Source organism: Microbacterium sp. LWO12-1.2 (genome assembly GCF_040675875.1).
In the GTDB taxonomy this organism is placed as follows: domain Bacteria; phylum Actinomycetota; class Actinomycetes; order Actinomycetales; family Microbacteriaceae; genus Microbacterium.
In genome coordinates this window covers 192,536-219,098 of the sequence record NZ_JBEGII010000001.1, presented here as the reverse complement: position 1 = coordinate 219,098, position 26,563 = coordinate 192,536, and the positions used below count along the sequence as shown (strand labels likewise).

The 26,563-nt window shown below is 66.8% G+C and carries 30 protein-coding genes and 2 tRNA genes; 16 read left to right on the top strand and 16 right to left on the bottom strand.

The window, feature by feature from the left end; all coding sequences use genetic code 11:
• Positions 1 to 108 precede the first annotated feature (108 nt).
• A complete protein-coding gene (locus MRBLWO12_RS01095) occupies positions 109 to 645 on the top strand; it encodes a hypothetical protein (protein ID WP_363551852.1) in 537 nt (178 codons plus the stop codon).
• A 330-nt stretch (positions 646 to 975) separates the two neighbouring features.
• On the opposite strand, the gene MRBLWO12_RS01090 is transcribed toward MRBLWO12_RS01095, so the two are convergent.
• Positions 976 to 1,947 carry an IS481 family transposase gene (locus MRBLWO12_RS01090; RefSeq protein WP_363551850.1) on the bottom strand — a complete coding sequence of 324 codons (972 nt, stop codon included), beginning with the start codon at positions 1,945 to 1,947 and terminating at the stop codon, positions 976 to 978.
• Positions 1,948 to 2,260: 313 nt separating this feature from the next.
• Between MRBLWO12_RS01090 and MRBLWO12_RS01085 the strand changes: the two genes are divergently transcribed.
• Positions 2,261 to 3,376 carry a replication initiator gene (locus MRBLWO12_RS01085; protein ID WP_363551848.1) on the top strand — a complete coding sequence of 372 codons (1,116 nt, stop codon included), beginning with the start codon at positions 2,261 to 2,263 and terminating at the stop codon, positions 3,374 to 3,376.
• A 239-nt stretch (positions 3,377 to 3,615) separates the two neighbouring features.
• Here MRBLWO12_RS01085 and MRBLWO12_RS01080 read toward each other — a convergent pair whose 3' ends face one another.
• Both MRBLWO12_RS01080 and MRBLWO12_RS01075 read right to left on the bottom strand, forming a co-directional pair.
• Complete coding sequence (locus tag MRBLWO12_RS01080; protein ID WP_363551846.1) at positions 3,616 to 4,296, bottom strand: hypothetical protein; 681 nt, start codon at positions 4,294 to 4,296, stop codon at positions 3,616 to 3,618.
• A gap of 85 nt (positions 4,297 to 4,381) precedes the next feature.
• Positions 4,382 to 4,756, bottom strand: a complete 375-nt coding sequence (locus tag MRBLWO12_RS01075) for a hypothetical protein (RefSeq protein ID WP_363551844.1) — start codon at positions 4,754 to 4,756, stop codon at positions 4,382 to 4,384.
• Positions 4,757 to 4,892: 136 nt separating this feature from the next.
• Here MRBLWO12_RS01075 and MRBLWO12_RS01070 point away from each other — a divergent pair, with 136 nt between their 5' ends.
• The 7 genes from MRBLWO12_RS01070 to MRBLWO12_RS01040 all read left to right on the top strand — a co-directional run bounded on the left by MRBLWO12_RS01070 (position 4,893) and on the right by MRBLWO12_RS01040 (position 9,346).
• Positions 4,893 to 5,090, top strand: a complete 198-nt coding sequence (locus MRBLWO12_RS01070) for a hypothetical protein (RefSeq protein ID WP_363551842.1) — start codon at positions 4,893 to 4,895, stop codon at positions 5,088 to 5,090.
• 150 nt (positions 5,091 to 5,240) lie between these two features.
• On the top strand, positions 5,241 to 5,558 hold the full coding sequence (locus tag MRBLWO12_RS01065) for a hypothetical protein (protein ID WP_363551840.1): 318 nt from the start codon (positions 5,241 to 5,243) through the stop codon (positions 5,556 to 5,558).
• A complete protein-coding gene (locus MRBLWO12_RS01060) occupies positions 5,558 to 5,917 on the top strand; it encodes a hypothetical protein (protein ID WP_363551838.1) in 360 nt (119 codons plus the stop codon). The genes MRBLWO12_RS01065 and MRBLWO12_RS01060 overlap by 1 nt, the downstream gene beginning before the upstream one ends.
• A gap of 146 nt (positions 5,918 to 6,063) precedes the next feature.
• The gene (locus MRBLWO12_RS01055) at positions 6,064 to 6,450 is read left to right on the top strand and encodes a hypothetical protein (protein ID WP_363551836.1); all 387 of its coding nucleotides are present in this window, start codon (positions 6,064 to 6,066) and stop codon (positions 6,448 to 6,450) included.
• A complete protein-coding gene (locus MRBLWO12_RS01050) occupies positions 6,443 to 7,813 on the top strand; it encodes a hypothetical protein (RefSeq protein ID WP_363551834.1) in 1,371 nt (456 codons plus the stop codon). The genes MRBLWO12_RS01055 and MRBLWO12_RS01050 overlap by 8 nt, the downstream gene beginning before the upstream one ends.
• Positions 7,806 to 8,153: a hypothetical protein gene (locus MRBLWO12_RS01045; protein WP_363551832.1), complete on the top strand. Its 348-nt coding sequence runs from the start codon at positions 7,806 to 7,808 to the stop codon at positions 8,151 to 8,153. The genes MRBLWO12_RS01050 and MRBLWO12_RS01045 overlap by 8 nt, the downstream gene beginning before the upstream one ends.
• A gap of 176 nt (positions 8,154 to 8,329) precedes the next feature.
• Positions 8,330 to 9,346, top strand: a complete 1,017-nt coding sequence (locus tag MRBLWO12_RS01040) for a tyrosine-type recombinase/integrase (RefSeq protein WP_363558479.1) — start codon at positions 8,330 to 8,332, stop codon at positions 9,344 to 9,346.
• Here the strand turns inward: MRBLWO12_RS01040 and MRBLWO12_RS01035 are convergent.
• The 7 genes from MRBLWO12_RS01035 to MRBLWO12_RS01005 all read right to left on the bottom strand — a co-directional run bounded on the left by MRBLWO12_RS01035 (position 9,306) and on the right by MRBLWO12_RS01005 (position 14,095).
• Positions 9,306 to 9,379: transfer RNA gene (locus tag MRBLWO12_RS01035), tRNA-Met, on the bottom strand. The genes MRBLWO12_RS01040 and MRBLWO12_RS01035 overlap by 41 nt on opposite strands.
• A gap of 34 nt (positions 9,380 to 9,413) precedes the next feature.
• Positions 9,414 to 9,485 (bottom strand) — tRNA-Thr (locus MRBLWO12_RS01030).
• Positions 9,486 to 9,552: 67 nt separating this feature from the next.
• Positions 9,553 to 10,752, bottom strand: coding sequence for a peptidoglycan DD-metalloendopeptidase family protein (locus MRBLWO12_RS01025; protein WP_363551830.1), 1,200 nt, complete (start codon positions 10,750 to 10,752; stop codon positions 9,553 to 9,555).
• A 120-nt stretch (positions 10,753 to 10,872) separates the two neighbouring features.
• Positions 10,873 to 11,667, bottom strand: coding sequence for an inositol monophosphatase family protein (locus MRBLWO12_RS01020; protein WP_363551828.1), 795 nt, complete (start codon positions 11,665 to 11,667; stop codon positions 10,873 to 10,875).
• Positions 11,664 to 12,641 carry a hypothetical protein gene (locus MRBLWO12_RS01015; RefSeq protein WP_363551826.1) on the bottom strand — a complete coding sequence of 326 codons (978 nt, stop codon included), beginning with the start codon at positions 12,639 to 12,641 and terminating at the stop codon, positions 11,664 to 11,666. Before MRBLWO12_RS01015 ends, MRBLWO12_RS01020 begins: the two co-directional genes overlap by 4 nt.
• A gap of 117 nt (positions 12,642 to 12,758) precedes the next feature.
• Positions 12,759 to 13,556, bottom strand: a complete 798-nt coding sequence (locus MRBLWO12_RS01010; RefSeq protein ID WP_363551824.1) for an enoyl-CoA hydratase/isomerase family protein — start codon at positions 13,554 to 13,556, stop codon at positions 12,759 to 12,761.
• A gap of 44 nt (positions 13,557 to 13,600) precedes the next feature.
• Positions 13,601 to 14,095 carry an FBP domain-containing protein gene (locus tag MRBLWO12_RS01005; RefSeq protein ID WP_363551822.1) on the bottom strand — a complete coding sequence of 165 codons (495 nt, stop codon included), beginning with the start codon at positions 14,093 to 14,095 and terminating at the stop codon, positions 13,601 to 13,603.
• A gap of 111 nt (positions 14,096 to 14,206) precedes the next feature.
• Here MRBLWO12_RS01005 and MRBLWO12_RS01000 point away from each other — a divergent pair, with 111 nt between their 5' ends.
• From MRBLWO12_RS01000 to otnC, 7 genes are all read left to right on the top strand, one after another.
• Entirely contained in the window at positions 14,207 to 14,869 is a 663-nt protein-coding gene (locus tag MRBLWO12_RS01000; RefSeq protein WP_363551820.1) for a GntR family transcriptional regulator, read from the top strand.
• A gap of 100 nt (positions 14,870 to 14,969) precedes the next feature.
• Positions 14,970 to 16,277: an MFS transporter gene (locus MRBLWO12_RS00995; protein ID WP_363551818.1), complete on the top strand. Its 1,308-nt coding sequence runs from the start codon at positions 14,970 to 14,972 to the stop codon at positions 16,275 to 16,277.
• 3 nt (positions 16,278 to 16,280) lie between these two features.
• A complete protein-coding gene (locus MRBLWO12_RS00990; RefSeq protein ID WP_363551816.1) occupies positions 16,281 to 17,018 on the top strand; it encodes an MBL fold metallo-hydrolase in 738 nt (245 codons plus the stop codon).
• A gap of 45 nt (positions 17,019 to 17,063) precedes the next feature.
• Positions 17,064 to 17,855 (top strand): hydroxypyruvate isomerase family protein, encoded by a 792-nt coding sequence (locus MRBLWO12_RS00985; RefSeq protein WP_363551814.1) that lies wholly within the window; start codon positions 17,064 to 17,066, stop codon positions 17,853 to 17,855.
• Positions 17,852 to 18,526: an aspartate/glutamate racemase family protein gene (locus tag MRBLWO12_RS00980; protein ID WP_363551812.1), complete on the top strand. Its 675-nt coding sequence runs from the start codon at positions 17,852 to 17,854 to the stop codon at positions 18,524 to 18,526. The genes MRBLWO12_RS00985 and MRBLWO12_RS00980 overlap by 4 nt, the downstream gene beginning before the upstream one ends.
• Positions 18,523 to 19,779 (top strand): 3-oxo-tetronate kinase, encoded by a 1,257-nt coding sequence (gene otnK / locus MRBLWO12_RS00975; RefSeq protein ID WP_363551810.1) that lies wholly within the window; start codon positions 18,523 to 18,525, stop codon positions 19,777 to 19,779. The genes MRBLWO12_RS00980 and otnK overlap by 4 nt, the downstream gene beginning before the upstream one ends.
• A complete protein-coding gene (gene otnC / locus MRBLWO12_RS00970) occupies positions 19,776 to 20,396 on the top strand; it encodes a 3-oxo-tetronate 4-phosphate decarboxylase (RefSeq protein WP_363551808.1) in 621 nt (206 codons plus the stop codon). Before otnK ends, otnC begins: the two co-directional genes overlap by 4 nt.
• A 73-nt stretch (positions 20,397 to 20,469) precedes the next feature.
• Here otnC and MRBLWO12_RS00965 read toward each other — a convergent pair whose 3' ends face one another.
• The 6 genes from MRBLWO12_RS00965 to MRBLWO12_RS00940 form a co-directional block, all read right to left on the bottom strand.
• Positions 20,470 to 21,783 carry an MFS transporter gene (locus MRBLWO12_RS00965; RefSeq protein ID WP_363551806.1) on the bottom strand — a complete coding sequence of 438 codons (1,314 nt, stop codon included), beginning with the start codon at positions 21,781 to 21,783 and terminating at the stop codon, positions 20,470 to 20,472.
• Between the two features lie 70 nt (positions 21,784 to 21,853).
• Positions 21,854 to 22,840, bottom strand: a complete 987-nt coding sequence (locus tag MRBLWO12_RS00960; RefSeq protein WP_363551804.1) for a nucleoside hydrolase — start codon at positions 22,838 to 22,840, stop codon at positions 21,854 to 21,856.
• 70 nt (positions 22,841 to 22,910) lie between these two features.
• Positions 22,911 to 23,588, bottom strand: coding sequence for a substrate-binding domain-containing protein (locus MRBLWO12_RS00955; RefSeq protein WP_363551802.1), 678 nt, complete (start codon positions 23,586 to 23,588; stop codon positions 22,911 to 22,913).
• On the bottom strand, positions 23,585 to 24,574 hold the full coding sequence (locus MRBLWO12_RS00950) for a phosphoglycerate dehydrogenase (RefSeq protein ID WP_363551800.1): 990 nt from the start codon (positions 24,572 to 24,574) through the stop codon (positions 23,585 to 23,587). The genes MRBLWO12_RS00955 and MRBLWO12_RS00950 overlap by 4 nt, the downstream gene beginning before the upstream one ends.
• Positions 24,571 to 25,356, bottom strand: coding sequence for an NAD-dependent epimerase/dehydratase family protein (locus MRBLWO12_RS00945; protein WP_363551798.1), 786 nt, complete (start codon positions 25,354 to 25,356; stop codon positions 24,571 to 24,573). Before MRBLWO12_RS00945 ends, MRBLWO12_RS00950 begins: the two co-directional genes overlap by 4 nt.
• A 145-nt stretch (positions 25,357 to 25,501) precedes the next feature.
• On the bottom strand, positions 25,502 to 26,392 hold the full coding sequence (locus tag MRBLWO12_RS00940) for a bile acid:sodium symporter family protein (RefSeq protein ID WP_363551796.1): 891 nt from the start codon (positions 26,390 to 26,392) through the stop codon (positions 25,502 to 25,504).
• Positions 26,393 to 26,563: the final 171 nt, after the last annotated feature.

Genomic DNA, 26,563 nt, shown 5'->3' with positions numbered 1-26,563 from the left:
TTGAAAGAGTAAAGAAAGTTCTCACAGCTCCACACTTGATTCAGCGGCCGGGCCGCGAGACTTGCACAACCACCTTGATGCGTCTGAGGTGCTGTCTAGGGTTGAAGGGTGATCTTCCACCCTTCCGACCGTGTCTACGTCGACGAGTCGAAGGCGCGAGGCTACTACGTCGTCGCGACCGCCTCCGCAGTCGGAGCCGTGCAATCATCCGAGCGGGTACTCCGCGATCTCCTCAAGCCTGGCCAGCGGCGCATTCACTTCAAGAGCGAGAGCGACAGCCGACGCCGCCAGATCCTTTCGCGCATGTGCGCTCTCGACGTGCGCGTGTCTGTCTGGGTCGTGAAACAACGATCCGACAAAGAGGCTCGCCCACTCTCACTTGGCGCGCTCGCTGAGGAGGCCGTCCGCGCTGGTGTGGCGCAACTGATCATCGAACGAGACGAGTCCCTGCAACGTGCCGATCGGCGTCTGATCGCCGAAGTGATCCGTCACGCTCGGTCATCAGAGATGCAGTACCGGCATGTCGCTCCACACGAGCATCCGCTGCTCTGGGTGAGCGATGCCGTCGCCTGGTGCTACTCGAACGGGGGCGATTGGATACGTCGCGTCGACACGATTGTCGAGTCCCGGGTCACCCGGCTGTAGAAACACGTGAGCCTGGCTCGTCATACCGTCCGGAAGACTGCCAGGCTCCGAGGGCTACTGCCCGCCGTACTAGAAGTCTAACTTGTACACGCTGTAAAGGGCCAGCAACCGGAACAGCGGTGCCGATGTCGGTCGTCACAGCTAGTCTCCTCGCGTGACCGTGAGATGCCCCACAACCCGCGCTGTGATCGACTCCGAGGCCGAAGCGATCGCAGCAGCGCGACGCGTGCACAAACCGGTCCGCGCAATGAGATGCCACTACTGCGGATGGTGGCACGTCGTCGGAATCGGCTCGCCACTGGAACGTCCGTCGAAGCCCCGTAAGCGCCGCTAGGTGTACTGACCTCGACCGTTGTTGATTCGGTCGATGGGGGTTTTGCCGTCGATGCCGAGGTGGGCTCTGTCTAGGTTGTAGTAGTCGAGCCAGATGGGCAAGGCAGCTGTGCGTTCGGCGTTCGAGGTATAGGCGCGGGCGTAGGCCCATTCGGTGGCGAGGGTGCGGTTGAGTCTTTCGACTTTCCCATTGGTCCAGGGGCAGTGCGGTTTGATGAACTTCTGGGTGATGCCGTGGGCGTCGAGGACCGCGCGGAACGCGGCCGAGTGCCGGTAGGCGAAGGCGTTGTCGCTGATGACCCGCTCGACGGTGACGCCGAGGGCGGCATAGAACGCAATTGCGCGTTCGAGGACTCCGGCTGCGGTGGTGCCCTTCTCGTCGTCGTGGATCTCGGCGTAAGCGAGGCGGGAGTGGTCATCGATCACGGCATGGATGTAGTCGTAGCCGATCCCACGGCTGCGGACTTTCTCGCTGCGGCCGTGCGCGCGCCATCCGCCTCCGTCTGGGATGCGTCCGAGCTTCTTCACGTCAATATGGATCAACGAGCCGGGATGGTCGTGCTCGTAACGGCGGGCGGAACGCCGCACTGCGCGGATCACGGTCCCGGTGACCGGGTCCGTCTCTCGCAACAGCGGGGTGTGGTGCCGGGCCAATACCCGTCCGACGGTCGAGGAATGCATCCCCAGCTTCGCCGCGATGAACACCGGGCCGCGACGGGTGAGATGTCGCATGATCCGCACCCGTGTCTCCCGACACGGGCCCGTCCGAGCGGGATGCGACCTGGCGACACTGGACCGGTCAATCAGACCCGCCCGCCCTTCCTCCCGGAACCTGCGCCACCACCGCCACGCGGTCGTGCGGGAGACCCCCATCTCCGCCGCCACATGCGCGACCGCACGCCCGGACTGGATGCGCTGGACCATGATCAATCTGCCGGCCGGAGCCAACCGGGCATTAGCGTGGGACATGAGAGACCTTCGTGTGATCGAACCGGAACCTAGACAGCTCCCACTCGACACCGAAGGTCTCTCCTACGTCAACAACGATCCGGGTCAGTACAGCTAGGCGCATGTCGCCGCGCCGCTGACCGGCACAAAACCGGCACAGCCCTCCCCCGCGCCGCCCCGGACATCGCCTCGGATACGACAAAACCCCCGGAAAACCGGGGGTCCTAGTCTGTAGCAGGAGCGGGGCTTGAACCCGCGACCTCACGATTATGAGGTCTGAGACTCGCCGCGAAACCTGCTGACTGAAGGGCTGGCGGATGCCTTCGCAGATGCGATGCGGCGTTCGAACTGCGCTCGTCCGTATGAGGCTCAGCCCGGGGTTTTCGTGCGTTGTCAGTCGCGCCGCTCGGCTGTGTGCCCATCGTGCGCGGCACAGTATCGGGGCGATTGGCAACGGCTCGCGCGGTCTGGCATGTACGACGCGGACGCTCAGCCAGTGAAGGGCTTTCGCTACTTCTTCATCACCCTCAGCGCACCCAGTTTCGGTGCTGTTCACCGAATCCCGAAGCCGTGGGACAAAGCACGGCGGCGATGTGCGTGTGGAACCGTACATAAGCCCTCGGACATCGATCTGCGGGGCCTCCCGGTCGACCTGGACGGATACGACTACGTCGGTCAGGTGGCGTGGCATGGCGTGGTCTCGAGGTTGTGGGCGTCGTCGGTGGATGCGATGCGGCGGCGTGCTCCGTCGATGGAGTATTTCGTGGTGCGGGAAGTTCAAGCGCGGATGGCTCTGCATCTGCACGCGGTGGTGCGGGTGCCTGATCAGGTGCCAGTGTCCGCTGCGGCGATGGGTGCTGCGGCGCGCGCTGCTACGGCTGTTCATCCGGTGACAGGCGAAGTTGCATCATGGGGCCAGAAGGGCGTGCAGGATCGGGAAATTCAACCCCGACGCTCTCGGGAGGAAGGCGTGCCGCCGGACATGTCTACGGCTGCGGCGCGTGTCATCGGGTACGTCTCGAAAGCCCTGAACTACAGCTTGAAGGACATCGTTCCGGGGCAGGATGCTGCCGACGGCGAGCCGTCACCGGAGCGATTCGAGTTCGTGCGTCGGCTGCGGCACGCCACGCGGTTTAAGGTGCGCTGCAAGGACTGCCCGCTAACGGGTGCGGCAGATTGCTCGAAGCGTGGGCATCGGTCGTTGGGCTACGGCGGTCACACTGTGACCATGAGCCGTCCGACGAAGCGGCGTCCGGGCTGGTCGTTCGCGCATCTAACCCGAAAGCGCATTCGCGAAGAGCGCATGGCGTGGGCTGCTGCTAACACGGCCCCGGATGAGGCGGGCGGGATCGGGCACGATGAGGTTTGGTGGGCGAACTACGCCGCTGATCTGAGAGCGCGTCGTGCCCGAGAAGCATGGGAGTCACGGCAACACGCCCGTGCGCCGTAGCGGTAGCTGCTCGGAATAGCCTCGCTGGTGACGGTGGGGCTACTAGGCGTGTTCGTGGTCGAGGGCAAAGGCGCTCGCGCCTGCGGCAGTGGCGATAGATGGCTGCGGATTGCCAGGAATGGCCGACTTGAGAAGGGTTGAGTTCGCGCGAGGGCGGGACGGGGGCGGCGAGAACGGCGTCAGCCGCACGCGCAGCCGCCCCCGTCCCGCCCTGCGACCGCGAAGCGGTCGCCTTTATTTCATGGATTGGAACTTTCCGCGGATGGTGCTATGACCACGGTCGGCGCTGGCAGTGTGGTCCCGATTGGTGGGATCTGATCCCAACTCCGGCCATTTACTTTGCCATAGAGCACCCCGTAGACCTCGCTGGGCGAAACCGCGACGGGGCCTAGTTCGGCACGAGCAATCGCTACCGCTTCAACGGTCAACTGTGCAAGTTGGGCCTTTCGGTCGCCAATATCGATTGTCACGGTTGCGTTCGGGTCGCCCGCTAACTCGCGCACTCTGGCGACCTCGGGGCCAAATTCCTCAGCAATCACGTTGATCAAGCGAGTTCTTTCGGCAATCTTTCGCAACAGCGCCGGGGAACCCCAGGTCGTCATGTTGGCGCGCATGGGCAAGTCGACACCCTCCAGGTTGATCCCCTGAATGATTGCTGGAGAGATGGCGATGAATTGCTCCAACGCTTGCCTCGACTTCTCGTCGAGCGCGGCCGCACGAGTGTCCGCCCAAGTCTCGATACCAAGAACTGCTGCTGCTGCGCCCAACGACGCAGGCACGCTGGTAGTTGCAAAGCCAATGAGAGCCGCGTCAGCACGCAACAGGCCGACGATAAGCAGACCGACACCGCCCAGAAAAACCAGCGCTGCGGCGGCAAGCGCAATCCATTTGATACTGCTTCTTAGCCGTTGACCACGCACACGAGCCTCCCAAGAGCTTTGCGCTCAGGCTATCGGTCGCGGCTACTCCGAGACTCTCGATCTAGTGAAGTGCCTCTCAACGAGGTCAACGGACAATCGAAGGTGTGAGACGGTTCGTGTCCAGCGGGTCATAGCGCCATTTGTAGACCCGGCTGGCGCTCACGACCTCGGCATCGAGCAGCACGGCGAGTTCGCGTTGAGTGCGTAACTGGTGGCGGGTGATGAACTCTACCCAGAGCCGCCGGGCTTCTTCCGCCTGTGCGACTCCAACGCGAATCGCCTCCCCCGTCTCGTCGATCAGTTCAGGTGCGGAGTCCTCGGCAAGCAGCGTTGCGACGAGCTTGAGACTCTCCCCTGCTGCCTCAAAGTACTGCGCAAGCGCGCCAGGATCGTCCCCTGCGGCTAACGCCGGGTAGGTCTTGCGCTCGTCGTAGCTGGGTTCGGGCTGTCTGCGTGCCATAGGACTGATCATAGGCGTTCGCCCCAACTTGTGGCGAACACCTATCGCGTGTTACCTTCGACCCATCGCCACAGATTGTGGCGAACACGCAGTGAAGCGAGCCGGATCGGATCGCTCTAGTTCGAAGGAGCCACAGATGGACGGACAGATGTTTCAGCACACCGAGTACGCGCGGCTTGAGGAGGAGCTGGCTCGGCGGGCGTCGACCGGCAGCAGGCTTGGCGACTGGCTGCGGTTGCAGCGTGAGGCGGCTCGGCTGGGTCTGCTCTCCGTTGGGCAGGAGTTGACGCTCGATCAGGACTTCCCCGGGTGGCGCAACGCTGCCACGAGCTAGAACCAGGGCGGGGTGCTGTGGAGGGTGCCCCGCTCCCCGAGCCCCTCGGTGGCTGGGTGGCTTCGGTCACCGAGGTCTACACGTCGCGCAGGATGCGCGGCACGGGGCATCCGACCGGATGTCCCTCATCACGAATGAAAGAAGAAGAACATGAATGCTCATCTGTTTGCCGCGCCGCTGTATGAGAAGGCTGTGGCTGACGGGGTTCCGTCTGCTGGGACGGCGGTGCTCGCTGCTCTGCTGCATTCGGTGCCGCGTGAACTCACGTCAACGGAGTTCCGTGTGGTCTCCCCGACGAAGCTCGCTCGCCGTCCGCACAGCACGCGCGGCACGGCTCGCACGGGACTTCGACTGTTGGAAGGCTCGCCGTACGTGCACGTCCGACGAGTCACGGGCGCGAAGAAGAAGAACTGGACGTTCGAGGTGCAGCTCTTGACCGACGCTGAGGCGCTGGCGGTGGTGCGCTGATGGCTGGTTCGATCTCGCTTCCGTATGCCTCTGGCATCAAGCTCCTCGCAAAGAGCGGGCAGCCGGGACGCGCCGTGATGGAGTTCGACCGCGAGGCAGGCAAGTCCAGTGACCGCCCGCAAAGGAACGAGCGCGGGGCGGCGCTGTATAGGCACGCCGCGTTGCTCCAACTTCAGGACGGCAGCGACGTCATCGACGTGTCGGTGACCACCGACCGCGAGGAAGGCGTCGGCGCTTTCCAGGAGATCTCGCTCGATCCTTCCAACGCACGGATCACCGTGTCGAACCAGAAGGATTCGTTCGACCTCCGCGTATCGGTCAGCGGTTCATGGCAGGGCGGCAAGAGGACGGCATCCTGATGCCTCGTCGTCAGAAGCGCATTGCTGCGGGGGCGGGCGTCGTTGCGCTCGCCCTCGTGGCGGTTGGGATCGTCGGGTGCGCCCCGTCACCGGTCGCGGAGCCGAGCGTGTCCCCGACACCTGTGCACGCGGACGACGCTTACGACATGCGTCTGGGCGAGGTCTCCCCGTCGACACCCGGGATGTTGACGACCTCCATATTCGTTCCCGCCTTCTCATCGGGCGTGTGGGTGCGGATGTCGGAACTCACGTCGGACGGTGTGTTCACCCGGGATGTGTGCCAGGTGGCGGTTACCGACACGGTCAAGTCGTCGTCGGATGCGTGCTCGGTGGAGGTTTTCGAACGGGACGAGCACGGGAATCTGCAAGGTGTCGTCCTCCACGTGGAGGGGTTGGACGAGCTCGGTTACTTCGAGACGGACGCCCGCAAGCTGCGACAGATGCACGACGGCACATGGTCAGGGGAGACGGGAACGCGCTCGGTGAAGCTCTGGGGCTACCTCAGCGTCAAGGGGGAGAACAAGCATGAATAGGTTCATCGGTTGGTCGATCGTGGTGCTGATGACCATTCTGCTGCTGGTCTTCGGCCTGATTGGTGCCCCGGCTGGTCTCGAAGGGGTCGCCACGCTCGGGCGTGTGTTGTGGGTCGTGCTCATCCTCGGTGCAATCCTCGTCGCGATAATTCCCGCGCTTCGCTATCGTGTCCTAGGCCGGAGCAAGTTCCTGGCGACCGTGTTCCGACCTCGGCTGGCCCGCGCGGATCGTGCATCGTTGTCGAAGTTCGAGAAGTCGGCGCTCGCCCGTCTGCGGCATGTCAATCCGGAATGGGCGGTGGCAGCGGGCGTGACCCGCGATGGAGCAGCTCGGAATGGCGAAAAGCTGCGAACCTTCCCGGCGCTCGTGCGCGTTGAACTGCGTGCGCATGGCCCTGCGGCTGTGTATCAAGTCGTGCCGGGAACTGTGCCGAGCGACTATGACGACGAGAAGATGAGCGCGGCGCTTGGGTTCCCTGTCGAGTGCTCGGCGGCGTCGGCATCGTCGGTTCGGGTTCAGGTTCGCAGTCGCGACGCTCTGGCGGATCAGGGAACGATCCCGTTCCGCATGGTGCCGCTGGCCGATCCTGCTGCGCCGGTTTGTATCGGCGTCACGTCGGAAGGCCCGTTCTCGCTTCCGATCTTCGGTCGGCAGACGCTACTGGTCGGCGCTTCTGGCTCGGGCAAGGGCTCCGTGATCTGGAGCGTGCTCGGGCAACTCTCGCCGAGCATCCACGCGGGCATCGTGCGTGTGCATGGCATCGATTTGAAAGGCGGCGTTGAGCTCACGGCAGGTCGGGCGTTGTTCCACGATGTCGCGTACACCTATGACGAGGCCGCTGCGATGATCGAACGCCTTGCCCGACGGCTTGATGATCGACTCGAGTACATGCGCTCGAACGGGCTGCGCAAACACGTGCCGACAGTCGAGCATCCACTAGAGGTGCTGCTCGTGGACGAGGCTGCATCGCTGAACTACCTTGCACCGGATGCGAAGTCTCGGGGCGCGGTGGATGCGAACCTCAAGCGGTGGCTCTCGACTGCGAGGGCAGCGGGCGGGGCGACCCTCGCGGCGATGCAGGATCCCCGGAAGGAATCGCTGTCATCGCGCGATCTGTTCACAGCGACTATCGCGCTGCGGTTCCGCACGAAGGACGATGCAGTGCTTGCGCTCGGCTCGGCTGCGTATGAGGCCGGCGCCCACTGCGACCGCATTCCGACCTCAACGCCTGGCATGGGCTACGTAATCGACGGTGAGAGCGGTGACGTGGTGCAGTTCCGTGCATCGTGGGTATCTGATCAGGACATCGCACAGATTGCACAGCGGTTCGCGGCACCGGTAGGGGTGAGCGACGATGACTGACCACGATAACGAGTTCGCCGGTGAGGAACTACCGACTGAGGTGGCGCGGCTTCGCCTTGACGTTGGCGAGCAGACAGGTCGCTCCTTCTGGCGGTCATTTGTTGCGGCTGATCCGGGTGAGCCGATTCCAATCCTTGAGTCGTTGGATGAGCGAACTGCCTTCGCTGTAGATGTGCGGCTGTATCGGTATGCCGATCATGTCGAGTGTCTGATTGGCATACAGCGACCGGTGGGCGGCGGGCTGGTGCACGAACGGCTTTCGGTTGACCAGACCGACGAGGGCAGTTGGCTCGCCCTGAACATTCCTGCGCCGGATCAGCCGACGAGTGGCAACGAATGACCCTCGATGACCTCAATGAGCGGATCGAACGTGCCGAACGAATCGCTGTCGGCAAGGCGATGTGCGGTCAGTGGACGAAGGCCGATGACGAGGCGCTGGCGGCTCTGTACGACGAGCGTCGTCGCCGGTACGAGCAGCGCTGAGCGCACGAATAAGAAACGAAAGGAGGTGAGCTGATGCCGACTTTGGCTGAGTGGCACGACGAGTACGTGGTGCTGATCGCGGAAGGCCTGACTTCGAACACTGTGGCGTCGTACGGGCGCGCGTGGCGGCATCGGCTCGCCCCCACGCTCGGCGCACTCGATCTGACCGAGTTGACGCCTTTGAAGATTGCTAAGGCTCGCGAGTCCTGGGACGGCGCACCCTCGACGAAGACCGACGCCTTGGCACTGCTCCGCCGCCTCTGCGAACTCGCGGTACTTGATCAGAAGATCCCCGCGAACCCCTGCCGGTCGCTCCCCCGCGCTCGGTCGAAGGCAGATGACCCCGATCCCGTGGCACGCGCTCTGACGCCGGTTCAGGTGGCGCGGATGCTCGATCTGACAAAGGACACTCCGAACGGGCAGCGCACCCTTGCTGGCCTCGTTTACACCGGGCTGCGGCTTGGCGAGTTGGTCGGCCTTCGATGGGCGGACGTGGACACGGATGCAGGGTTGCTGACGGTTCGTCGCACGTTCTCCCCTGACGGCAACGGCAAGCTCGTTGAGCGCCCGACCAAGAGCGGGCGCGTGCGCTCGGTGCCAATCCTCGCCGAGTTGCAGCCGTGGCTGACCCCGAACGACTTCGATCATGTCTTCACCGGGATCAAGGGAGGCGCGTTCGATTCCGGCAACCTCGCGCGCGCTGTGCGCTGGCATTCGATCCGCGATCAGATCGCCACCTTCCCCGATGGGGAACCGCTGCGCTTCCACGACCTCAGACACACGGCGCTGACCTGGTTCGTGCACCTCGGCGCTGCACCGGATGTCGTGCAGCGCGTGGCCGGACATGCTTCCGTGACGACGACAGAACTATATACGCGTTCATCATCACGAGCTGCTGCGCTCGCACTACGCGACCTTGCAGCATCCCGAAATCGTGAGGTCGCTCCTGCTGCGGGAGGTGAAGCGGTCGAAACGACAAAACCCCCGATAAATCGGGGGTTTTCATCTGTAGCAGGAGCGGGGCTTGAACCCGCGACCTCACGATTATGAGTCGTGCGCTCTAACCAGCTGAGCTACCCTGCCGCGAGGCATCCGTCCGCGTGAGAAGAATGCTGCGAGCCCCGAGTCAGGATTGAACTGACGACCCCTTCCTTACCATGGAAGTGCTCTGCCACTGAGCTATCGGGGCATGCTGCCCCTCGCGGGGCAACCGTACGAGAATACCATCACTGTGGCGTCCTCATGAAATCGAGCCGTCAGTACGAGTACCGGCCCGCGTTCTCGCGGAGCCACGGCAGCGGATCGATGGTCGTTCCGTTGACGATGAGCTCGAAGTGCATGTGGGCGCCGTAGGAGCGTCCGGTGTTGCCGGTCTTGCCGACGACGGTGCCGACCGTGACCTTGTCGCCCGCCTTGACCTGCAACGAGTCGTACTGCATGTGCGAGTAGTGGCTCGTGATGACCGATCCGTCGATCACGTGATCGATGTAGACGGTCACGCCGTAGGCGCCGCCGTCTTCGGTTGCGATGCGCACGGTACCGTCGGCGATGGCCTGGACGGGCGCGCCGTCTCCCGGCACGAAGTCGATGCCCTCGTGGAGACGTCCGCTGCGCATGCCGTAGCCGTAGCTCATCCCCACGCCGACCATGAACGGCCACTGGATCGCGGCGTCGGGGTCGTTCGTGAAGATCTCGCTGGAGTAGTTGATGCCCTGCTCTGCCGCGACATCGACGAGCGAGATCGTGCTGAAGTCGTCGTCACGGGCGAGAGACTCGCTCTGCACGTCGGAGGAGGCGATGAACGCCTGGATCTCATCCTCGCCCGCTGCGCCCTTCGCGGCGGCAGAGCCGGCGACCAGTGAGGTGGAGGCGACCGAGGTACCCTGCGCCGCGGCGACAGCCTCCGCGGGAAGAGTCATCGACACGGCGAGGAGACCGGCGAGGCTCATGACGCCGACCGTGGCACCGAGGGCGAGGAACTTGCGGGGGCTGCGCGAACGGCGCGGGGCGACGTGCGCGTCGGAAGCGGCGACGTTCTCGGCACCGTCTTCGTCGGAGGCGTTCGGCGCGGATGCCGACTGCACGGCGACCGGTCCGGTCACGGCACGGAAAGCACGGGAGGCCAGCTCGAACGCGTCGGCGTGAGCATCGGTCTCCGCGGACGCGGCGGGTGCGGCTACGAAGGGAATCGCGGGAGTCTCGACGCTCTCGGCGAGCAACTCGGCCGGAGTCGGGATGCTGACGGCCTCATCAGCGGCTTCTGCGACCGGAGTATCGACGGCCATCCGCGCACGAACGGCGCGTCGTGACAGCGGAGTCTCGGTGGCGCGGGCGACGGCGGAGTCAATGGAGACAGAGTCCGTCGTTCCCGCCGCGGGGGCCTCGAAGGCCGCTGTGCGGAGTCGGCTGGAGCGACGCGTGGGCGCGGCATCAGCCTGGGAATTCTCGAAGGGCAAAGCGATTCTCTCGGGTCGTGCGGGAAGCTCGGGGGCGCTTACTCAGCTCTCATCATTCGGGGATGAAAGTAACGATCGCATAAACCCTACCGTGCTGAGGCTGGGAAAGCCATGTACCGTTCACTGTTCGTCCTCCACGATCGCGGCCAGTCGCTGATGCACCGCGGCCCCACCGGCGATCAGCATCGGGCGCGCTGAGTCGACATCCGTGCGCGTGACGACTCCGCCCGCTTCTGTCACCAGAAGGGCACCCGCAGCGAAGTCCCAAGGCTTGAGTCCGCGTTCGAAGTACCCGTCCAAGCGGCCGGCCGCGACGTACGCGAGGTCGAGCGCGGCGGAACCCATCCGGCGCAGATCCCGAGCGATCGGCATCACGCGGCGCACCAGGGCGAGGTCACCGTCGTGCGTCGACGGGTCGTATCCGAATCCAGTGGCCAGCAGTGCACCCGCGGGCGTCTCCGTGGTCACACGGAGCTGCTGGCCGTCGAGCCAGGCGCCCTCGCCCCGCACCGCGGTGAAGAGTTCGTCGAACACGGGCGCGAAGACCGCGCCCGCCAACGACTCCCACGATTCCGGGAGCGGGGTTCCCCGTACAGCGGCGATGCTCACGTTGTACGCGGGGATGCCGTAGGCGTAGTTCACGGTGCCGTCGATCGGGTCGACGACCCAGGTGATCCCGCTCGCGCCCTCCTGCGCGTCGGACTCCTCGCCGAGGAACCCGTCATCCGGCCGCGCGGAGCGCAGGCGCTCACGGATCAGGCTCTCGACTTCACGATCCGCATCGGTGACGATGTCAGCGAGCGTCGACTTGGTCGCTGCGAGGTGCACTCCTTCCGTCCGGCGTTGCCGGGCGAGCGCTCCTGCTTCTCGCGCGATCTCCGCGGCGAGCTCTCCGAGCTCGAGTTCGAGACTCACAGCGGGGGAAGAGGCGGCGCGGGAGGTGCCGGCGGGAAGGCGGTCTGCGGGGACTGCGGAGCGGCGGGCGACTCCGGTACGGGCGGGACCGGCGGTGCCGGGATGCCGATGTGCCCGCCGTCGAACGTCGGTGCGGCCGGGGTCGGCGCGGCCGGCTCCGGCGCGACGGGGAACGCGGCGGCAGGTGCCCCGGCGATCGCCTGCTGCGCCTGCGGGATGACCGTGGGGTACCCGGTGTAGTACGCGTTCCAGTCGGGTGACCCGTCGGGCAATGCCGGCAGCGGCGTGATGCCGTCGGCATAGGTCGGCCACGACGGTGCCGCAGCGGCACGCACCGCGACACTCGGCTTCTTCGGCGCGAACAGGGCGTTGAGCAGCGGCACCAGCGTCGTGCCGACCGCGGCGAGGATCGTCAGCGCGACCACGATGCGCCAGTACAGCTCGCTGTAGTCGAAGGTCTGCGGGAAGGTGAGGAAGAACACCAGAAGCGCGACCAGTGCCCCGAGGAACACCACGGTCGCGATGAAGATGATCCGCGTGAAGGTCGTGACGTGGCGCTGGGCCGCCGGGGTGAACAGCCGCACATGAAGAAGCGCGAGCTGCAGGATTCCCACCACCAGAAGCAGCTGGAAGAAGCGCTCCGCACCGCCGAAGTAGTCGCCGTCCTCCGGGAGCCAGATCTTCACCGCACCGACGAGCAGCGCGACGATCCAGGTCACCATGCTGGTCAGCGCCAGCCAGTCGGGGCGGTTCGGCGCGAGCCCCGCCTCCAGGATCGCGATGCCGGCGAACCCCGCCAGCAGCAGGATCGTCAGGAAGGCACGACCGATCAGGCCGTCCTGGTCTCCGATCAGAACCCACACGACGCACACGAGGGCTGCCGCGATCAAGGCGCCGATGGCGATCCAGATGGCACCCCTGATGAGCAGGGATGTGTTCGTCTTTCCGGTGTTCGCGATCTCCGGCTTCGACATGGCGATCCTCTCGTAGATGCGGCGGTGCCTTCATCCTGCCACGCTGCTGGACCGATGCCAGGGAGGTCGTCCCGGTCGTGGACTTCTGCCGACGTGGAGCGAGCTGTGCAGGAAGGGTCAGCCGGCCTTCTTGGCCGAGGCCGCCGCGAACGCCGTGATGCGGGCCTGCGCGTCGGGCGTCTGCATGGCGGCTCCGATCGAGCGCGCCTCCTCGCTGAGCTGTTCCGCGAAGGTGCGCTCCGGTTGCGAGCGCACGAGGCGCTTGGCGTGCCCGTACGCCTCAGCCGCGCCGGCGAGCCAGAACCGGGCGATCTCCTCACCCCTGGCGCGGACGAGAGCCGCTTCCGATGCGGCATCCTCCCCCGCGACGGCCTCAGCGACCAGGCCCCACTCCTGCGCCTCCTGTGCGCTCAGAAGACGGTCCTGCAGCACCAGTTGCAGTGCCCGCCGCTGTCCGACGGCATGAGCCAGTTGCGCCGAGACCGAGAGGTCGGGCGTCAGACCGATGTTCGCATAGAGGCTGCCGAGGCGAGAACGCGATCCGACGACGGCGTAGTCGCTGGAGAGCAGAATGCCGAGTCCCCCGCCGGCGGTCGTGCCGTGGGCGGCGGCGACGACGGGAACGGACGACTCCGTGAGCGAGCGGATCCCGGCGTTGATGACCTCGGCGAGTGCGGTGATCTCCGCCCCGGAGCCCATCGTGGTGGCCATGTCGATCACGTCGCCACCGGCGCAGAACGCCGGACCGGACGCATCGATCAGAATCGCCTTCACATCAGGCCGTGAGGTCGCCTCCGCGGTCGCGTCTCGCCAGGCGTGAGCCAGGTCGGCGTTGAACGCATTGAGTCGCGCGGGCCGGTTCAGGGTGAGCCGAGCCAGCCCTTCGTCGACAGACAGCAGAATGGCATCGCTCATGGCATCTCCTTCGAGCACGGACGTTGCCTCCAGCGTAACCGCGATCAGTCGTGCGGCTCCCAGACGCGGGAGACGAAGGCCTCCATGCGCCGACGGGTGCCGTCGAGACGGAAGTCGATCTGTCCTGCGGCCCTAACCTCGTTGGGGGCGAGCGGATGCGCCAACCGCACGCTCTCGTGGCAGGAGAGGTCTGCGCATACGTAGGTGCCGACCGAATCGCCGCGTCGCCCGGCGTCGCCTGCTCGCCGCGCGGAGAACAGGGCGACCTGGTTGCCCGGCTGCATGGTGTGGCAGATGTTGCACATGCCCGACCGCGCCCGACCGGGACCCGACGCATGCAGGACGACCCCCGCGACACCGCCCTCATGCTGGATCAGCACATAGCCCCGGGCGCCAGCACCCGGATCGCGCCAGGCGAAGAAGTCGAGGTAGTCCCAGTCGACGAGGAGGAAGTCATGCGGCATCTCCATGACCCGCAACTCATCAGGGTCCGCATTGACGAACGAAGCCCGCACTTCGGTCTCGGTGAGCGCTCGCATTCGACCAGTCTATGAACCTCGGCGACCACACGCGCCCGCCCCGCTTGCGGGCGCATCGGCCGGTTACCGGTAAGAATGGGTCCAGGCCCTTCGCGGCCGGAGGAGGCAATGGTGGCAGAGAGCGGATCGCGCACGCCCGTCGCAGACCAGATGTACGAAGTACTGCTCAGCCAGTTCATGGACGGCATCCGCGGCGCAGGAGAGCCCCTGAACATCGGCGCCCTCTCCCGCGAACTCAACGTCAGCCCCACTCCCCTGCGCGAAGCGCTGGCCCGCCTAGAGCACACCGGGCTCGTGCACCGTGAAGCCCTCCGCGGCTACCGCGTCGCGCCGATGATGAGCCTCACCGAAGTGCGCCAGCTGCGCGATGCCCGCCTGCTGCTGGAACCGCACCTGGCCGCCGAAGCGACCGCGCGCGCCACCGACGCGTTCGTGGATGCGCTGGAGGAGACCGTCCGCGACTTCGAATCCACGATCGACCACGCCGACCGCGAGACCGAAGGCTTCCGCATCTACTGGCGCTCGGACGACAAGTTCCACCGTCTGATCGCCGCGCACGCGGGCAACCCCTTCCTCGAGAACGCATACACGACGCTCGCCGGTCAGATCCAGCGCTTCCGCCTGTTCTCGAAGCTCGGTCGCACCGGCGCCAAGTGGGCGGCACCGGAGCACCGTGCGATCCTCGACGCGATCCGTGCTCGGGATGCCGAGCTGGCGACCGAGCGGATGCGCGAGCACATCGAGGCTTCGGCGGGACGCCTGCTCGACCCCTGATCCCCCGCACGGTCCCGCTGTGGGATCTTGCGATCGGGTCATCCGTCCCGCTACAGTCGCAATACTATTGTCGATAGTATTTCTTCTTGAAGGGTCAACGATGACTGAACAACTCGCCTCAGCCACGCGCACCGCCGTGGGGGGCCGCCGATACATCATCGGCATCGGACTCATGCTGCTGGTGACGCTCGGCTACATGGACCGCATCAACTGGTCCATCGCCGGCAGCCACATCATCGAGGAGTTCGGCCTCACGACGGGGCAGTACGGAATCCTCACCTCTGTCTTCAGCTGGGCCTACCTCGCCCTGATGATCCCCGTGGGGCTCATGGCCGACCGCTGGGGCGCTCGCCTCCTGCTGCCGATCAGCATCATCGTCTGGTCTATCGGCGCCGGCATGACCGGAGCCGCCACCGGTCTCACCGCGCTCGTCGTGGCCCGCCTGCTGCTCGGCGCCGGCGAAGCGCCCATGTACCCGGTCGGCAACTCCGTCATCTCCGAGTGGGCACCCCGCCAGGAGCGTGCACGGTTCACCGGGCTGCTCAACGCCGGTGCCCTGTTCGGCCCCGCGATCGGCGCCGTGGTCGCCGCGTACCTCATCGCCTCGCTGAGTTGGCACGCCTCGTTCTTCATCCTCGGCGGTGTCGGCATCGTCTTCGGTCTCATCTGGCTGCTCGTCTACAACACCCCCGAGAAGACCAAGTGGCTGCGGCCCGCCGAGCGGGAGTACATCCTGCGTGAGCGTGTCGACCCGCAGGTCGCGGCGCAGGGCTACTCCACCACGCCGCTCACCCTTCCGGTCCTGCTGCGCACACGCACGATGTGGAGCCTGCTGATCGCACACGGCTGTGCGGCATACACGAACTACCTCTTCCTCTCCTTCATGCCGCTCTACCTCGAGAAAGAGCGCGGGCTGGAAGGCCTCGGATCCGGCTGGGTCACCGGCATCACGTACGCCGTGGCCGCCGTCGGCAGCATCATCCTGGCGTACCTCGCAGACCGCCTGGTCCCGGCCGACAAGCTGCACTCCGGCGGCCGCCGCAAGCTCGTGACCGCGGCGATGGTGGCCGCACTCCCCCTGCTGGTGCTCCCGTTCGTCGACAACGTCGTGGCGATCGTCATCCTGATCGCCTGGGTGCTCATCATGATCACCTCGGCGATGACCCTGAACTTCGCGCTCGCCGGCGACCTGATCCAGGGCAACCCCTCGAAGGGGCGCGTGTTCGCGCTGGTGCAGGTGGGAGGTAACACGTTCGGTCTTCTCGCCCCGATCGTCACCGGATTCCTCGTCGACGGAACGGGCTCCTACACGATCCCGTTCATCCTCGCCGGTCTGCTGCTGGCGGTCGGCGCGACGCTGACCGCGAAGTTCTCGCGTGGATCCCTGGCCTCGAAGGCGCAGGATTGAGGCATGTACGAACTCCACTCGCTCGTCGACGGCTTCCCCGGGAAGTCGTCCTCGCACGGCGCCTTCGGGTGGAGCAGCCTGTGGCTGCTCCACCAGGGGGATCGTCGCGTGCTCATCGACGCCGGGCCTCCGGCCTACATACCGCTGATCCACGAGGGCCTGGCCGAGCTGGGCCTCGACACCGGTGACATCACCGACGTCGTGGTGACGCACCTGCACTGGGACCACGTGGGCAACTTCACGATGTATCCGAACGCCACGACCTGGGTCGGTGAAGAGGAACTCGCCTGGGCCGCTACACAACCGGCCGGCACCAAGTTCATCCCCGACCTGCACATCCAGGAGCTGCTGCGGCGCCGCGAGGGCGTCGAGCGGATGCGCGACGGACAGGAGATCCTGCCGGGCATCACTGCGATCGCCAGTCCGGGACACACGCCTGGCCACCTCGCCTTCCACGTGGAGTCCGCGGAGCGTTCGCACGTGTTCGCGGGAGATGCCGTGAAGAACGTGTTCGAACTCAACACCCTCGTGGTCGATTCCACGATGGATGCGGATGCCAGCCGCGCGAGCGTCGACCGTCTCCGGTCGCTGCTGCGCGACACGTCCGGCGTGCTCGTGCCAGGACACGATGTGGCGCTCGCCCTCGACGGCACCGACGCCGTGCGCCTGGCAGAGCAGTCCTCCCGGATCGGATTCTTCGCGGACGGTGTGCGCGGCGAAGTCGATCGGAGCATCCGCTGAACCGCGCGTGACCGCGCACGACCCATCCGCCCCTCAGGAGATGACATGACCACCCCTCTGCGCTTCGACGCGAACCTCAAATGGCTGTTCACCGAGCACCCCTTCGAGGAGCGATTCGACGCCGCCGCCCGCGCCGGCTTCCATGCCGTCGAGTACCCCGCGCCGTATGAGTACGCGCCGGCCCGTCTCGTCGAGCTGCTTGCGCAGGCGGGCCTGGCGCAGGTGCTGATCAACACTCCGATGGGTCCTGCCGGCTCCCCCACCCGTCAAGGACTCGCCTGTGTTCCCGGAGCAGAGCAGGCATTCCGCGACGGGGTGCTGCGGGGTCTCGAGTACGCGACCGCCCTCGAGGCTCCGTTCCTGCACGTCGTCGGGGGTATCGTCCCCGACGACGTGCAGCGGGACCGCGCGTTCGCTCTGTATCTCGCGAACATCGCCTGGGCTGCCGATCAGGCCCGCGGAACCGGCATCCGGTTGCTGCTCGAACCGCAGAACAAGCGCGATGCTCCTGGTTTCATCCTCGAGACGCAAGCACAGGCCGCTGCCGTCGTCGACGCCGTGGGCCGAGAGCAGACCGGCCTGCTGATGGACTTCTACCACGCGCAGATCGACGAGGGAGATCTGATCCCCACGTTCCTCGCGCATCGCGACCAGATCGCGCACCTGCAGATCGCCGACCCGCCCAGCCGCCACGAGCCGGGTACGGGCGAGATCGCGTTCGACCGCGTCTTCACCGCGATCCGCGACTCAGGCTACGAGGGCTGGATCGGCTGCGAGTACCAGCCGTTGACCGACACCGTGACCGGCCTCGGCTGGATGAAGGAGCTCTCCGCATGACCACTCCCCCGAGGATCGCCCTGATCAGCGCCGTCACCGCGGCGATCGCCCCGGCCCGATCGGCACTCGACGAGCTGTACCCCGAGGCCCAGGTCTGGAACATCCTCGACGACCGTCTGCTCAGCGACGCCGACGACCGGGGCGGCCTCGACGACGCGCTCCGCGCCCGGATGGTTCGCTTGATCGATCATGCGCTGGCCGAGGGCGCCGATGGAGTGCTGCTCACCTGTTCCCTATACGGCCCTGTCGCCTCCGACGTTCGACGCGATGCGCCTGTGCTGGCCCCCGACGAAGCCGCGTTCCAGGAGATCGCGACGGCCGGCTACGGCGCGGTACTCGTGGTCGCCTCCTTCGAAGGTGCCAGAGACGATTCGGTCGAACGATTGGAGGCGACGCTGCGCGAGGCAGGAAGCGCCACGGCCGTGACCGGCATCGCTGTCCCCGCCGCCATGGCTGCGACGAAGGCCCAGGACCCGCATGCACTGCTCGCCGCGCTGGCGGAGGCCTGCGCCCCCTACGCAACGCAGGTCGATGCGGTCTTCCTCGCCCAGTACTCACTGGCTCCCGCTGCGCACGATCTGGCGCAGACGCTCGGGATTCCGGTGCTGTCCGGTCCCGCCAGCTCCGCCGTCGCCCTGCGCCGCCTCCTGGCCACGGGGTCCGCACGATGATCGGGATCATCGCCGACGACGTGACCGGCGGAACCGACGTCGCGGTCGCCTGCCGCCGCCAGGGATTGCGCACCGGCATCGTGTTCGGAGAACCCCAGGAGCACTCGATCGATCCGAGCTGGGACGTGGGCGTCGTAGCCCTCAAGACCCGCACGATCCCCGCAGCGGATGCCGTGGCCCAGTCGCTCGCCGCCGCGCGATCACTGCAGGCCCAGGGCGCGGATCAGCTGTACCTCAAATACTGCTCGACGTTCGACTCGACCGCCGACGGCAACATCGGCCCGGTGCTCGACGCACTGGCCTCGCTCGTCGGCGCCCGACGTGTCATCACGACACCGAGTTCCCCCGAACACGGCCGCACGGTCTCCGGCGGGCAGCTCTTCGTGAACGGCGTGCCCCTCGCCGAATCCCCCATGCGCGACCATCCGCTCACCCCGATGCGCGACTCGGATCTGGTGCGGCTGCTCGACCGCCAGCTGACCGCCCCGTCGAGCAGGGCGCTCCCCCTCGATGTGGTGCAGGCCGGCGCGGACGCGCTGCGCACGGCGATCGTCGACCCGCAGCACGACGCGCGATACCTGTTCCCCGATGCGGTCACCGACGACGACCTGCTCACGATCGCCCGGGCCGCTCTGCACGAGCCACTGCTCGCAGGAGCAGCGGGGCTCGCCGGGGCCCTCGCCCGTGCCGTCGTCGAGAGCCGCACGGCCGCGGAGCATCCGACTCCATCCGTCGATGACAGCGGCCGCACCATCGTGCTCGCCGGCAGCTGCTCGCGGCGCACGCTGGAACAGATCGACGCGATGCGGAGCGCCGGCCGCCCACTGCACCGGCTCGACGCCCTCGCCTCTCAGGAGCCGGCCGCTCTCGCCGCACACGCGCTCGCCTGGTACGACTCCCTCGATCAGGACGCGCCTGCGCCTCTCATCTACGCCTCCTTGCCTCCCGCGCAGCTGCATGAGGTGCAGGAGCATCTCGGCGTCGAGCTATCGGCCGCCATCCTGGAAGACGCGATCTCGCTGGTCGCCCAGGGCGTCCGCGACCGCGGAGTCACTCGCTTCATCACGGCGGGCGGTGAGACCTCCGGTGCGGTGATCGCCGCACTTGCCGTGCACGGCGGCGAGATCGGCGCCGAGGCCGCACGAGGCGTCCCGTGGATCCACGGCCACGACGGCACGCGATTCCTGTTGAAGTCGGGCAACTTCGGTGACCCCGACCTCCTGGTGCGCGCGTCGGAGAGGAGCGCCGCATGAGTGCACAGCGCGACGACGTCATCCGCGCAGCTCGATCGCTGTTCGACCGAGGACTCACACACGGGAGCACGGGCAACATCTCGGTGCGGGGCGAGGGCGGCATCCTGGTCACCCCGACCGGATCGAGCCTGGGCACCGTGACCGCCGACGAGCTCTCGCTGATCGATGACCGGGGCCGGCACCTGGCAGGCGCAGCACCCTCGAAGGAAGCCTTCCTGCACGCCGCCGTGCTGCGTGCCCGGCCTGGCGCCCAGGCGGTCGTGCACACGCACTCGACGTACGCCGCCGCCGTGTCGTGCCTGGCAGACCTCGACCCGAACGACGCGCTCCCCCCGCTCACGGCTTACTTCGCGATGCGCATCGGCCGTCTGCCGCTGCTGCCGTACCACGCACCTGGCGACGACGCACTGGAGGATCTCGCCGAGCGCACCGCGCGCGACCACGTGGCTCTGCTGCTGAGCAACCACGGCCCTGTCGTCGCCGGCACGACTCTCTCCGCCGCGATGGACGCTCTCGAAGAGCTCGAGGAGACGGCGAAACTCTTCCTGCTGCTCCGCGGCGTCGCCACCCGCCCGCTGACTTCCGCACAGGTCGACGCGCTACGCCCAGCGAACTGATCACCTCGCACACGACGAAGGGCGTGTGGGCTCCGGATTCGGAACCCACACGCCCTTCGGCATGCGGTCGAGGTCAGGAACCCACGAACACTCCGTTGCGCTTCTTCGCCAGCACGTAGAGCACGACACTGATCGCGCAGAGCGTCGCGATGTAGATCGGGAACATCCACCCCGCGCCGATGCTCTGCAGCCACACGAACAGGTACGAGGCAGTGCCACCGAAGAGCGCGACGCCGACGCCGTAGCCGAGGCCCATGGCCGTGCCGCGGATGTGCTGCGGGAACAGCGAGTTGGCGACGGCGTTGTAGATCGTCAGGTTCAGCAGCAGCACGAGTGAACCGCCCAGCATGACACCGGCCAGCGGACCGATGCCGCCGTCGTTGTACAGCAGCACCAGGAAGATCGTCGGGATGGCCAGGATGCGTCCGACCAGGAACCAGCGCGACAGCGCCCACTTGTCGAGGATCCGGCTGAGCACCAGTGCCCCGAGCGTCAGCACGATGCTCATCGTCGTCGAGACCGCGAACACGGCGGTGGGGTCCTCACCGAACGCGCCGGTCGCCAGCGAGGGCAGTCCGGAGAGCCAGGTGTAGTTGTACGCCATGATCGCGCCGATCACGAAGACGACGGCGATCACACTCAGCCAGTAGTGACGCACACCGCGCCAGACCTCGATCGTCTCGGTGCGGGTCGCCACCTCGCCGTTCGCGCCGACGACGCCCTGCGGGAGCGTCTCGGGAAGCGAGCGGCGCAGCCACAGCACGAGGACGCCGAGCACGCCGCCGAGGATGAACGGGATGCGCCATCCGTACTCGCCCATCGCGGTCGCGCCCAGGAGTGCGCTGGCACCGAAAGCCGTCAACGGGGCCAGCAGGTTGCCCAGGTTGTTGAAGAAGGCCATGAAGCCGGCGACGTAGCCGGGGCGCTCCGGCACCAGCTCCAACCCGTAGGCCTGGCTCAGCGGCGCCTCGATACCCGTCGAGATGCCCTGCACGATGCGCATGAGCAGCACGATGATGCCGGCCCAGACGCCGAGGGTCTCGTGGGTCGGCAGCACGCCGATCACGAGGCTCGCAGCGGCCGTGACACCGACCGAACCGATCATCACGACCTTGCGACCGACGCGGTCGGCGACGAGGCCGAACACCACGCCGCCGATCGGGCGGAAGATGAAGCCGACCGCGAAGACGGCCAGCGAGTTGAGTGTCGCCGATGCTGGGCTGTCGCCCGGGAAGAAGGCGTTGCCGATGTACACGGAGAGCAGTCCGAACATCGCCCAGTCGAACCACTCGAGAGCGTGGCCCGCGCTGAGCGCGAAGAGATTGCGGGTGTCGTGCCGACGCGAGCGGGCGTCGTCGACGGGTCGGGTGGTGGTTTCCTGCGTCACGGGAGAGCTCCTTCGCTCACGGGGGGGGTGATGCTTCTTTTTTGGGGGGGGTGATGCTTTTCGAGGTGGGTCAGCGCCAGGGAAGCGGACGACGGAGGGTGTCGCCGATGAGGTCGAGCACGCCGCCGAAGTCCATGTCGAAGATGACGCGGTGCAGCGGACGGTTCTCCTCACGGGACGGATGCACGCCGGCGAGGTAGCGGTCGCCGGTCGCGGGGTCCTGGAACGTCTGCAGCGGGCGGCGGACCGATCCGGCGACGAGCTCCGGTCGCAGCAGGGTCGCCACGGCCAAGCTGTCGTTGATGCCCATGACGCGGTGGTCGTCCGGCTGCGGGTACGACCGCGTGTAGAAGCCGGCGTAGTCCGCGCTGATCGCGGTGATCAGCTGGGCGGGAGGCGAAGCGGTCTCAGCGGCGATCTCGAGGAAGAAGTCCTCGGGGACGAGCGCCTGTCGGGTCACATACGGTCCGCACCACGTCACGTCGCCCTCGTGACGGGCGACCTCCTGCGCGGCGTCGATGTCGAACGACACGTTCGGGTCACGCGAGACGCGGAAGCGGCGATCCGCCCACGGCTCGGTGTCGTTGTAGAGGGCAGGGCCGAGGGTGCCGACGATGGTCGTGCTGCGCAGCCGCTCCAGCAGCCGAGGCTCCCGCTGCAGAGCGAGTGCGAGGTTCGTCTGGGGACCGAGCGCGAGGTAGTCGATCTCACCCTCATGCGCGTCGACCAGGTCGAGCAGCACCTGCACGCCGTCGGGTTCGGCCGGCACGGGAGTCGCTGGTCGCAGACCGGTGTTCCCGAATCCGTCCTCGCCGTGGATACCGGGGTTCAACCGGAGCTCCTGGCGCAGCGGCACCGAAGCACCGCGGTACACGGGGACGTCGGAGCGGCCGCACGTGTCGAGCACGTACCGGGCATTGTCGGCAGCGCGCTCGCTCTCGCAGTTGCCGAAGACGCTGATCGCCGCGAGTATCTCGACCTCGGGATCGGCGGCCAGCAGCATCAGCGCGAGCGCGTCGTCGACTCCCGTGTCGGTGTCCACGATGACTTTTCTCATGTTCTCTCTTCTCGTCAGTGCGACGGGTATCGGTCGCAGCTTCCGTGATGACGCCCTGCGGCGTCCGATGTCAGGGGGCGCTCAGCCCGACGGATGCGAAGGCACGGCGCGCATCGTCCTCGCCCAGTGACGCGGCGAAGGCCGCAGCCGTCTCCGGTGCGCCGGAGCGCACGCCGATCGCGAACGAGGCGTACGACTGGAGCGCGTGCGGGATCGGCGCCACGACGTGCGGTCCCGCGACGGCGCGAAGCTCGCTGACCTGCTGGATCGCGACGCTCGCGCGGCCGTCGACGACGGCCTCGGCCGTGAGCCCTGTGGAGAAGCGGACGGCGCGCTCATCGATCACATCCAGTAGGTCGTGCGCGCGCAGCACCTCCATGAAGTGCAGCCCGCTCGCACCGCTCAGCGTGTAGGCGACGGCCGACGCCGCGCGCAGATACTCGAGGAAGCTCTCCGCCGACTCGTCGGACGGCGCAGGGCTCTCGGGCAGGCGGGCGAATCCGACGGCGGACACCGCGATATCGGCGAGACCTTCGTGGCCGAGCACTCCCTGGTCGGCCAGATCCCGCACCGAGGACGAGACGCCCAGCACGAGGTCGGGGCGCTCCCCCTCCGCGATGCGGCTCAGCAGCACCGTGGTCGGCTCGAACGTCGCCTCGACGCGTTCGCCTGTCACCTTCTCGAAGATCGGGATCACGGTCTCCTCGAGCGCCTGGCGGACGACGAGTCCGCTGTAGAGGGTGATCATGCGGGCACTCCCTGGTAGTCGGGGTTCACGACGAACCGGGGGTCGCGCCCGCCGAGAACGTCGATCACGGTCGTCGCGGCCATGCGACCGGATTCCCCTCGCGCTTCGCGGGTGGCCCCGGCGACGTGGGTCGTCGCGAGGATTCCGGGAGTGTGCAGCAGCGGGCTCGTGGGCGAGAGCGGCTCCTCGGCGAAGACGTCAAGCGCGGCGCCGCCGATCACTCCAGCCTCGACCGCCTCGACCAGCGCCTTCTCGTCGATGATGCCACCGCGGGCGGTGTTGATCACGATCGCATCGGACTTCATCAGCGCCAGTCGCTGCGCATCGATGAGGTTGCGGGTCGAGTCGTCGAGGAAGAGATGCAGCGTGACGAAGTCGGACTGCGCCAGCACGCCCTCGAGGTCGGCGCGGCGCACCCCGTTCGCGGCGGCGAACTCCTGGTCGAAGTAGGGGTCATAGGCGACGATGTCCATGCCGAACCCTCGCCCGATCGAGGCGACCGCCTTGCCGATCGAGCCGAGTCCGAGGATGCCGAGGGTCGCGCCCCTGAGCTCGCGGCCGGTCAGCTGCTCCCAGCGCCCGTCGGACAGGTTGCGGATGTTCTCCGGGATCCGGCGTGCGGATGCCAGCAGCAGCGCGAACACGTGCTCTGCGACTGCCTGACGGTTGGCGCCGGCCGTGATGCACACCGGGACACCGCGACGGGTGGCGGTGTCGACGTCGACGCTGTCGTAGCCGACGCCGGTGCGGACGATGACCTTCAGGTTCTCGGCTTGGGTCAGCTCTTCGGCCCCCAGGGGACGAGTGCCGGCGATGATCGCGCGGACTCCGCTGAGCAGCGCGGCACGGTCGTCAGCGGAGAGCGCGGCGAGGTCGGCCTCGTGGCGGGTCGTGAATCCTGCCGCGGACAGCATCCGGTCGACCTCGTCACCGGGGGCGAGGAACGCGGTCGTGATGAGCACATCGACGCTCTGAGTCGTGGTCACCAGATGCCTCCTTCGTAGTCGGATGCCGTGAAAGCACCGCCGTGGTAGCGCGGGGCCGGGGCGTCGCGGTCGACTCCTTCGGCGTGGTCGGCTGCGTCATCCTTCGGGACGAAGCCGATCGCATCCCAGCCGGCCTGGCCGTTCCACCAGGATCCGGTGTTGTTCGAGCAGCCGTAGACGACCTGGCAGCCGACCGGGCCGCTCTCGATCGCGCAGCGCGTGAGCTCGATGCCGTCGCGCCAGCTCAGCCACAGCGCGAGCTGACGCTGGTCCTCCGGCGCGGGGCGGAAGGTGCCGATGCGCAACAGCACCGATTCGACACCCCACTTGTCGTGGTACATGCTGGCAAGCGCCTCACCGAAGGCCTTCGACACTCCGTAGAAGGTGTCGGGCCGAAGTGGTGCGCTCTCGTCGAGAACCTCGGTCGCGTCGTGGAAACCGACGATATGGTTCGAGCTCGCGTAGACGACCCGGCGCACACCCGCCCGGCGGGCGGCTTCGTACACGTGGTACGTGCCGTCGATGTTGGACGTACGGATGCTCTCGTAGGTCGACTCGTCGGCGATGCCGCCGAGGTGCACGATGACATCCACCCCCGCCGCCGCCTTCGTGAGACCGTCGAGATCGGCGAGGTCGCCGATGACGACCTCCTCCCCCGAGTGCAACGGCTCCTCAGGAGCGCGACGCGTGAACAGCACGACGCGGTCGTATCGACCGGCGAGACCCTCCCGGATCACCCTGCCCATGCGGCCGGCGCCTCCGGTGTACAGAACTGTCGTCATCGTCGTCCTTCCCTGCGTCGGGGTCTCTCCGCCCCGCTCATCTCCACCATAGTATTGGCAATACTATTTTATTTCAACGGGAAAGCGAGCACGCACACCGATCAAGGCTACGTCCTCCCGCCGCGCGAGAGAGGGTCCTCGCGACTCAGGCGTCGACGTCATCCTTCGTCGGAAGCGCGACCGTCGCCGACCTGTCGCGGATGAGGAACCCGAAGCCGAACGCGATGAAGAACATCAGCACGCCGTAGACCGCGGCGGGCAGACTCAGCTCTGTGGAGCCGAGCACGGACTGGGCGATCACGATCGCGAGCGTGGCGTTGTGGATACCGATCTCGAACGACGTCGCGATCGCCTGGCGCCGTCCGACGCGGAGTGCTCTGGGCACCAGGAACCCGACCGTCAGACTGATGAGGCAGAAGAGCACGGTGATGAGCGCGAGCTGCGCGACGTTCGCCACCAGCAGCGACCAGTTCGACGCGACTGCCCCCGCGATCACGACGATCAGGATGATCACCGAGGCGATGCGCACCGGCTTGTCCATGCCGTCGGCGAACCCGGGGCGGAAGCGGCGGATCAGCATGCCAAGCGCGACCGGCAGCAGCACGATCGCGAACACCTCGAGCGTCTTCGACCACTGCAGACCGAGGCGGTCATCGAACGGCTGGAAGTAGGCGATCGCGAAGTTCGTGATGAGCGGGAGCGTGATGACCGCGATCACCGAGTTCACGGCCGTGAGCGAGATGTTCAGGGCGATGTCACCGCGGAACAGGTGGCTGTAGAGGTTCGCGGTCGTGCCACCGGGCGATGCGGCCAGCATCATCATGCCGACCGCGAGCACCGGCGGCAACTGGAACGCCAGCACGAGTCCGAAGCAGATCGCCGGGAGGAGGATCAGCTGGCACAGCAGCGCGATGATCACCGCCTTCGGCTGCTTCAGCACCCGCGCGAAGTCGGCGAGGGTGAGGCTGAGTCCGAGCCCCAGCATGATGATGCCGAGGGCGACGGGCAATCCGATGGTGGTCAACGCTGATCCCATGACACTCAGTGTGGCCGACGCAGGGCCTCGGTGTCACGCGTTTGGGGGGTCCGCTCCCGCGCGCTCATCCCATCCACCTCATCGATTCGCCCCGAGGGGGATAAGCCTTCATCCGACAGCGCCACAGGATGAGTGCCCTCACATCGGTGGCGCCTACGCGAACGACCGACC

Coding starts and splice junctions, on each gene's coding strand:
- MRBLWO12_RS00980 (WP_363551812.1), top strand. CDS start 17,852: ATGACCACTCCCCCGAGGATCGCCCTGATCAGCGCCGTCACCGCGGCG.
- MRBLWO12_RS00990 (WP_363551816.1), top strand. CDS start 16,281: ATGTACGAACTCCACTCGCTCGTCGACGGCTTCCCCGGGAAGTCGTCC.
- MRBLWO12_RS01040 (WP_363558479.1), top strand. CDS start 8,330: ATGCCGACTTTGGCTGAGTGGCACGACGAGTACGTGGTGCTGATCGCG.
- MRBLWO12_RS01050 (WP_363551834.1), top strand. CDS start 6,443: ATGAATAGGTTCATCGGTTGGTCGATCGTGGTGCTGATGACCATTCTG.
- MRBLWO12_RS00955 (WP_363551802.1), bottom strand. CDS start 23,588: ATGATCACCCTCTACAGCGGACTCGTCGTCCGCCAGGCGCTCGAGGAG.
- otnK (WP_363551810.1), top strand. CDS start 18,523: ATGATCGGGATCATCGCCGACGACGTGACCGGCGGAACCGACGTCGCG.
- MRBLWO12_RS01015 (WP_363551826.1), bottom strand. CDS start 12,641: ATGTCGAAGCCGGAGATCGCGAACACCGGAAAGACGAACACATCCCTG.
- MRBLWO12_RS01010 (WP_363551824.1), bottom strand. CDS start 13,556: ATGAGCGATGCCATTCTGCTGTCTGTCGACGAAGGGCTGGCTCGGCTC.
- MRBLWO12_RS01045 (WP_363551832.1), top strand. CDS start 7,806: ATGACTGACCACGATAACGAGTTCGCCGGTGAGGAACTACCGACTGAG.
- MRBLWO12_RS01070 (WP_363551842.1), top strand. CDS start 4,893: ATGGACGGACAGATGTTTCAGCACACCGAGTACGCGCGGCTTGAGGAG.
- MRBLWO12_RS01055 (WP_363551836.1), top strand. CDS start 6,064: ATGCGTCTGGGCGAGGTCTCCCCGTCGACACCCGGGATGTTGACGACC.
- MRBLWO12_RS01065 (WP_363551840.1), top strand. CDS start 5,241: ATGAATGCTCATCTGTTTGCCGCGCCGCTGTATGAGAAGGCTGTGGCT.
- otnC (WP_363551808.1), top strand. CDS start 19,776: ATGAGTGCACAGCGCGACGACGTCATCCGCGCAGCTCGATCGCTGTTC.
- MRBLWO12_RS01060 (WP_363551838.1), top strand. CDS start 5,558: ATGGCTGGTTCGATCTCGCTTCCGTATGCCTCTGGCATCAAGCTCCTC.
- MRBLWO12_RS00945 (WP_363551798.1), bottom strand. CDS start 25,356: ATGACGACAGTTCTGTACACCGGAGGCGCCGGCCGCATGGGCAGGGTG.
- MRBLWO12_RS00940 (WP_363551796.1), bottom strand. CDS start 26,392: ATGGGATCAGCGTTGACCACCATCGGATTGCCCGTCGCCCTCGGCATC.
- MRBLWO12_RS01005 (WP_363551822.1), bottom strand. CDS start 14,095: ATGCGAGCGCTCACCGAGACCGAAGTGCGGGCTTCGTTCGTCAATGCG.
- MRBLWO12_RS01085 (WP_363551848.1), top strand. CDS start 2,261: ATGCGGCGTTCGAACTGCGCTCGTCCGTATGAGGCTCAGCCCGGGGTT.
- MRBLWO12_RS00960 (WP_363551804.1), bottom strand. CDS start 22,840: ATGAGAAAAGTCATCGTGGACACCGACACGGGAGTCGACGACGCGCTC.
- MRBLWO12_RS01075 (WP_363551844.1), bottom strand. CDS start 4,756: ATGGCACGCAGACAGCCCGAACCCAGCTACGACGAGCGCAAGACCTAC.
- MRBLWO12_RS00985 (WP_363551814.1), top strand. CDS start 17,064: ATGACCACCCCTCTGCGCTTCGACGCGAACCTCAAATGGCTGTTCACC.
- MRBLWO12_RS00995 (WP_363551818.1), top strand. CDS start 14,970: ATGACTGAACAACTCGCCTCAGCCACGCGCACCGCCGTGGGGGGCCGC.
- MRBLWO12_RS01090 (WP_363551850.1), bottom strand. CDS start 1,947: ATGTCCCACGCTAATGCCCGGTTGGCTCCGGCCGGCAGATTGATCATG.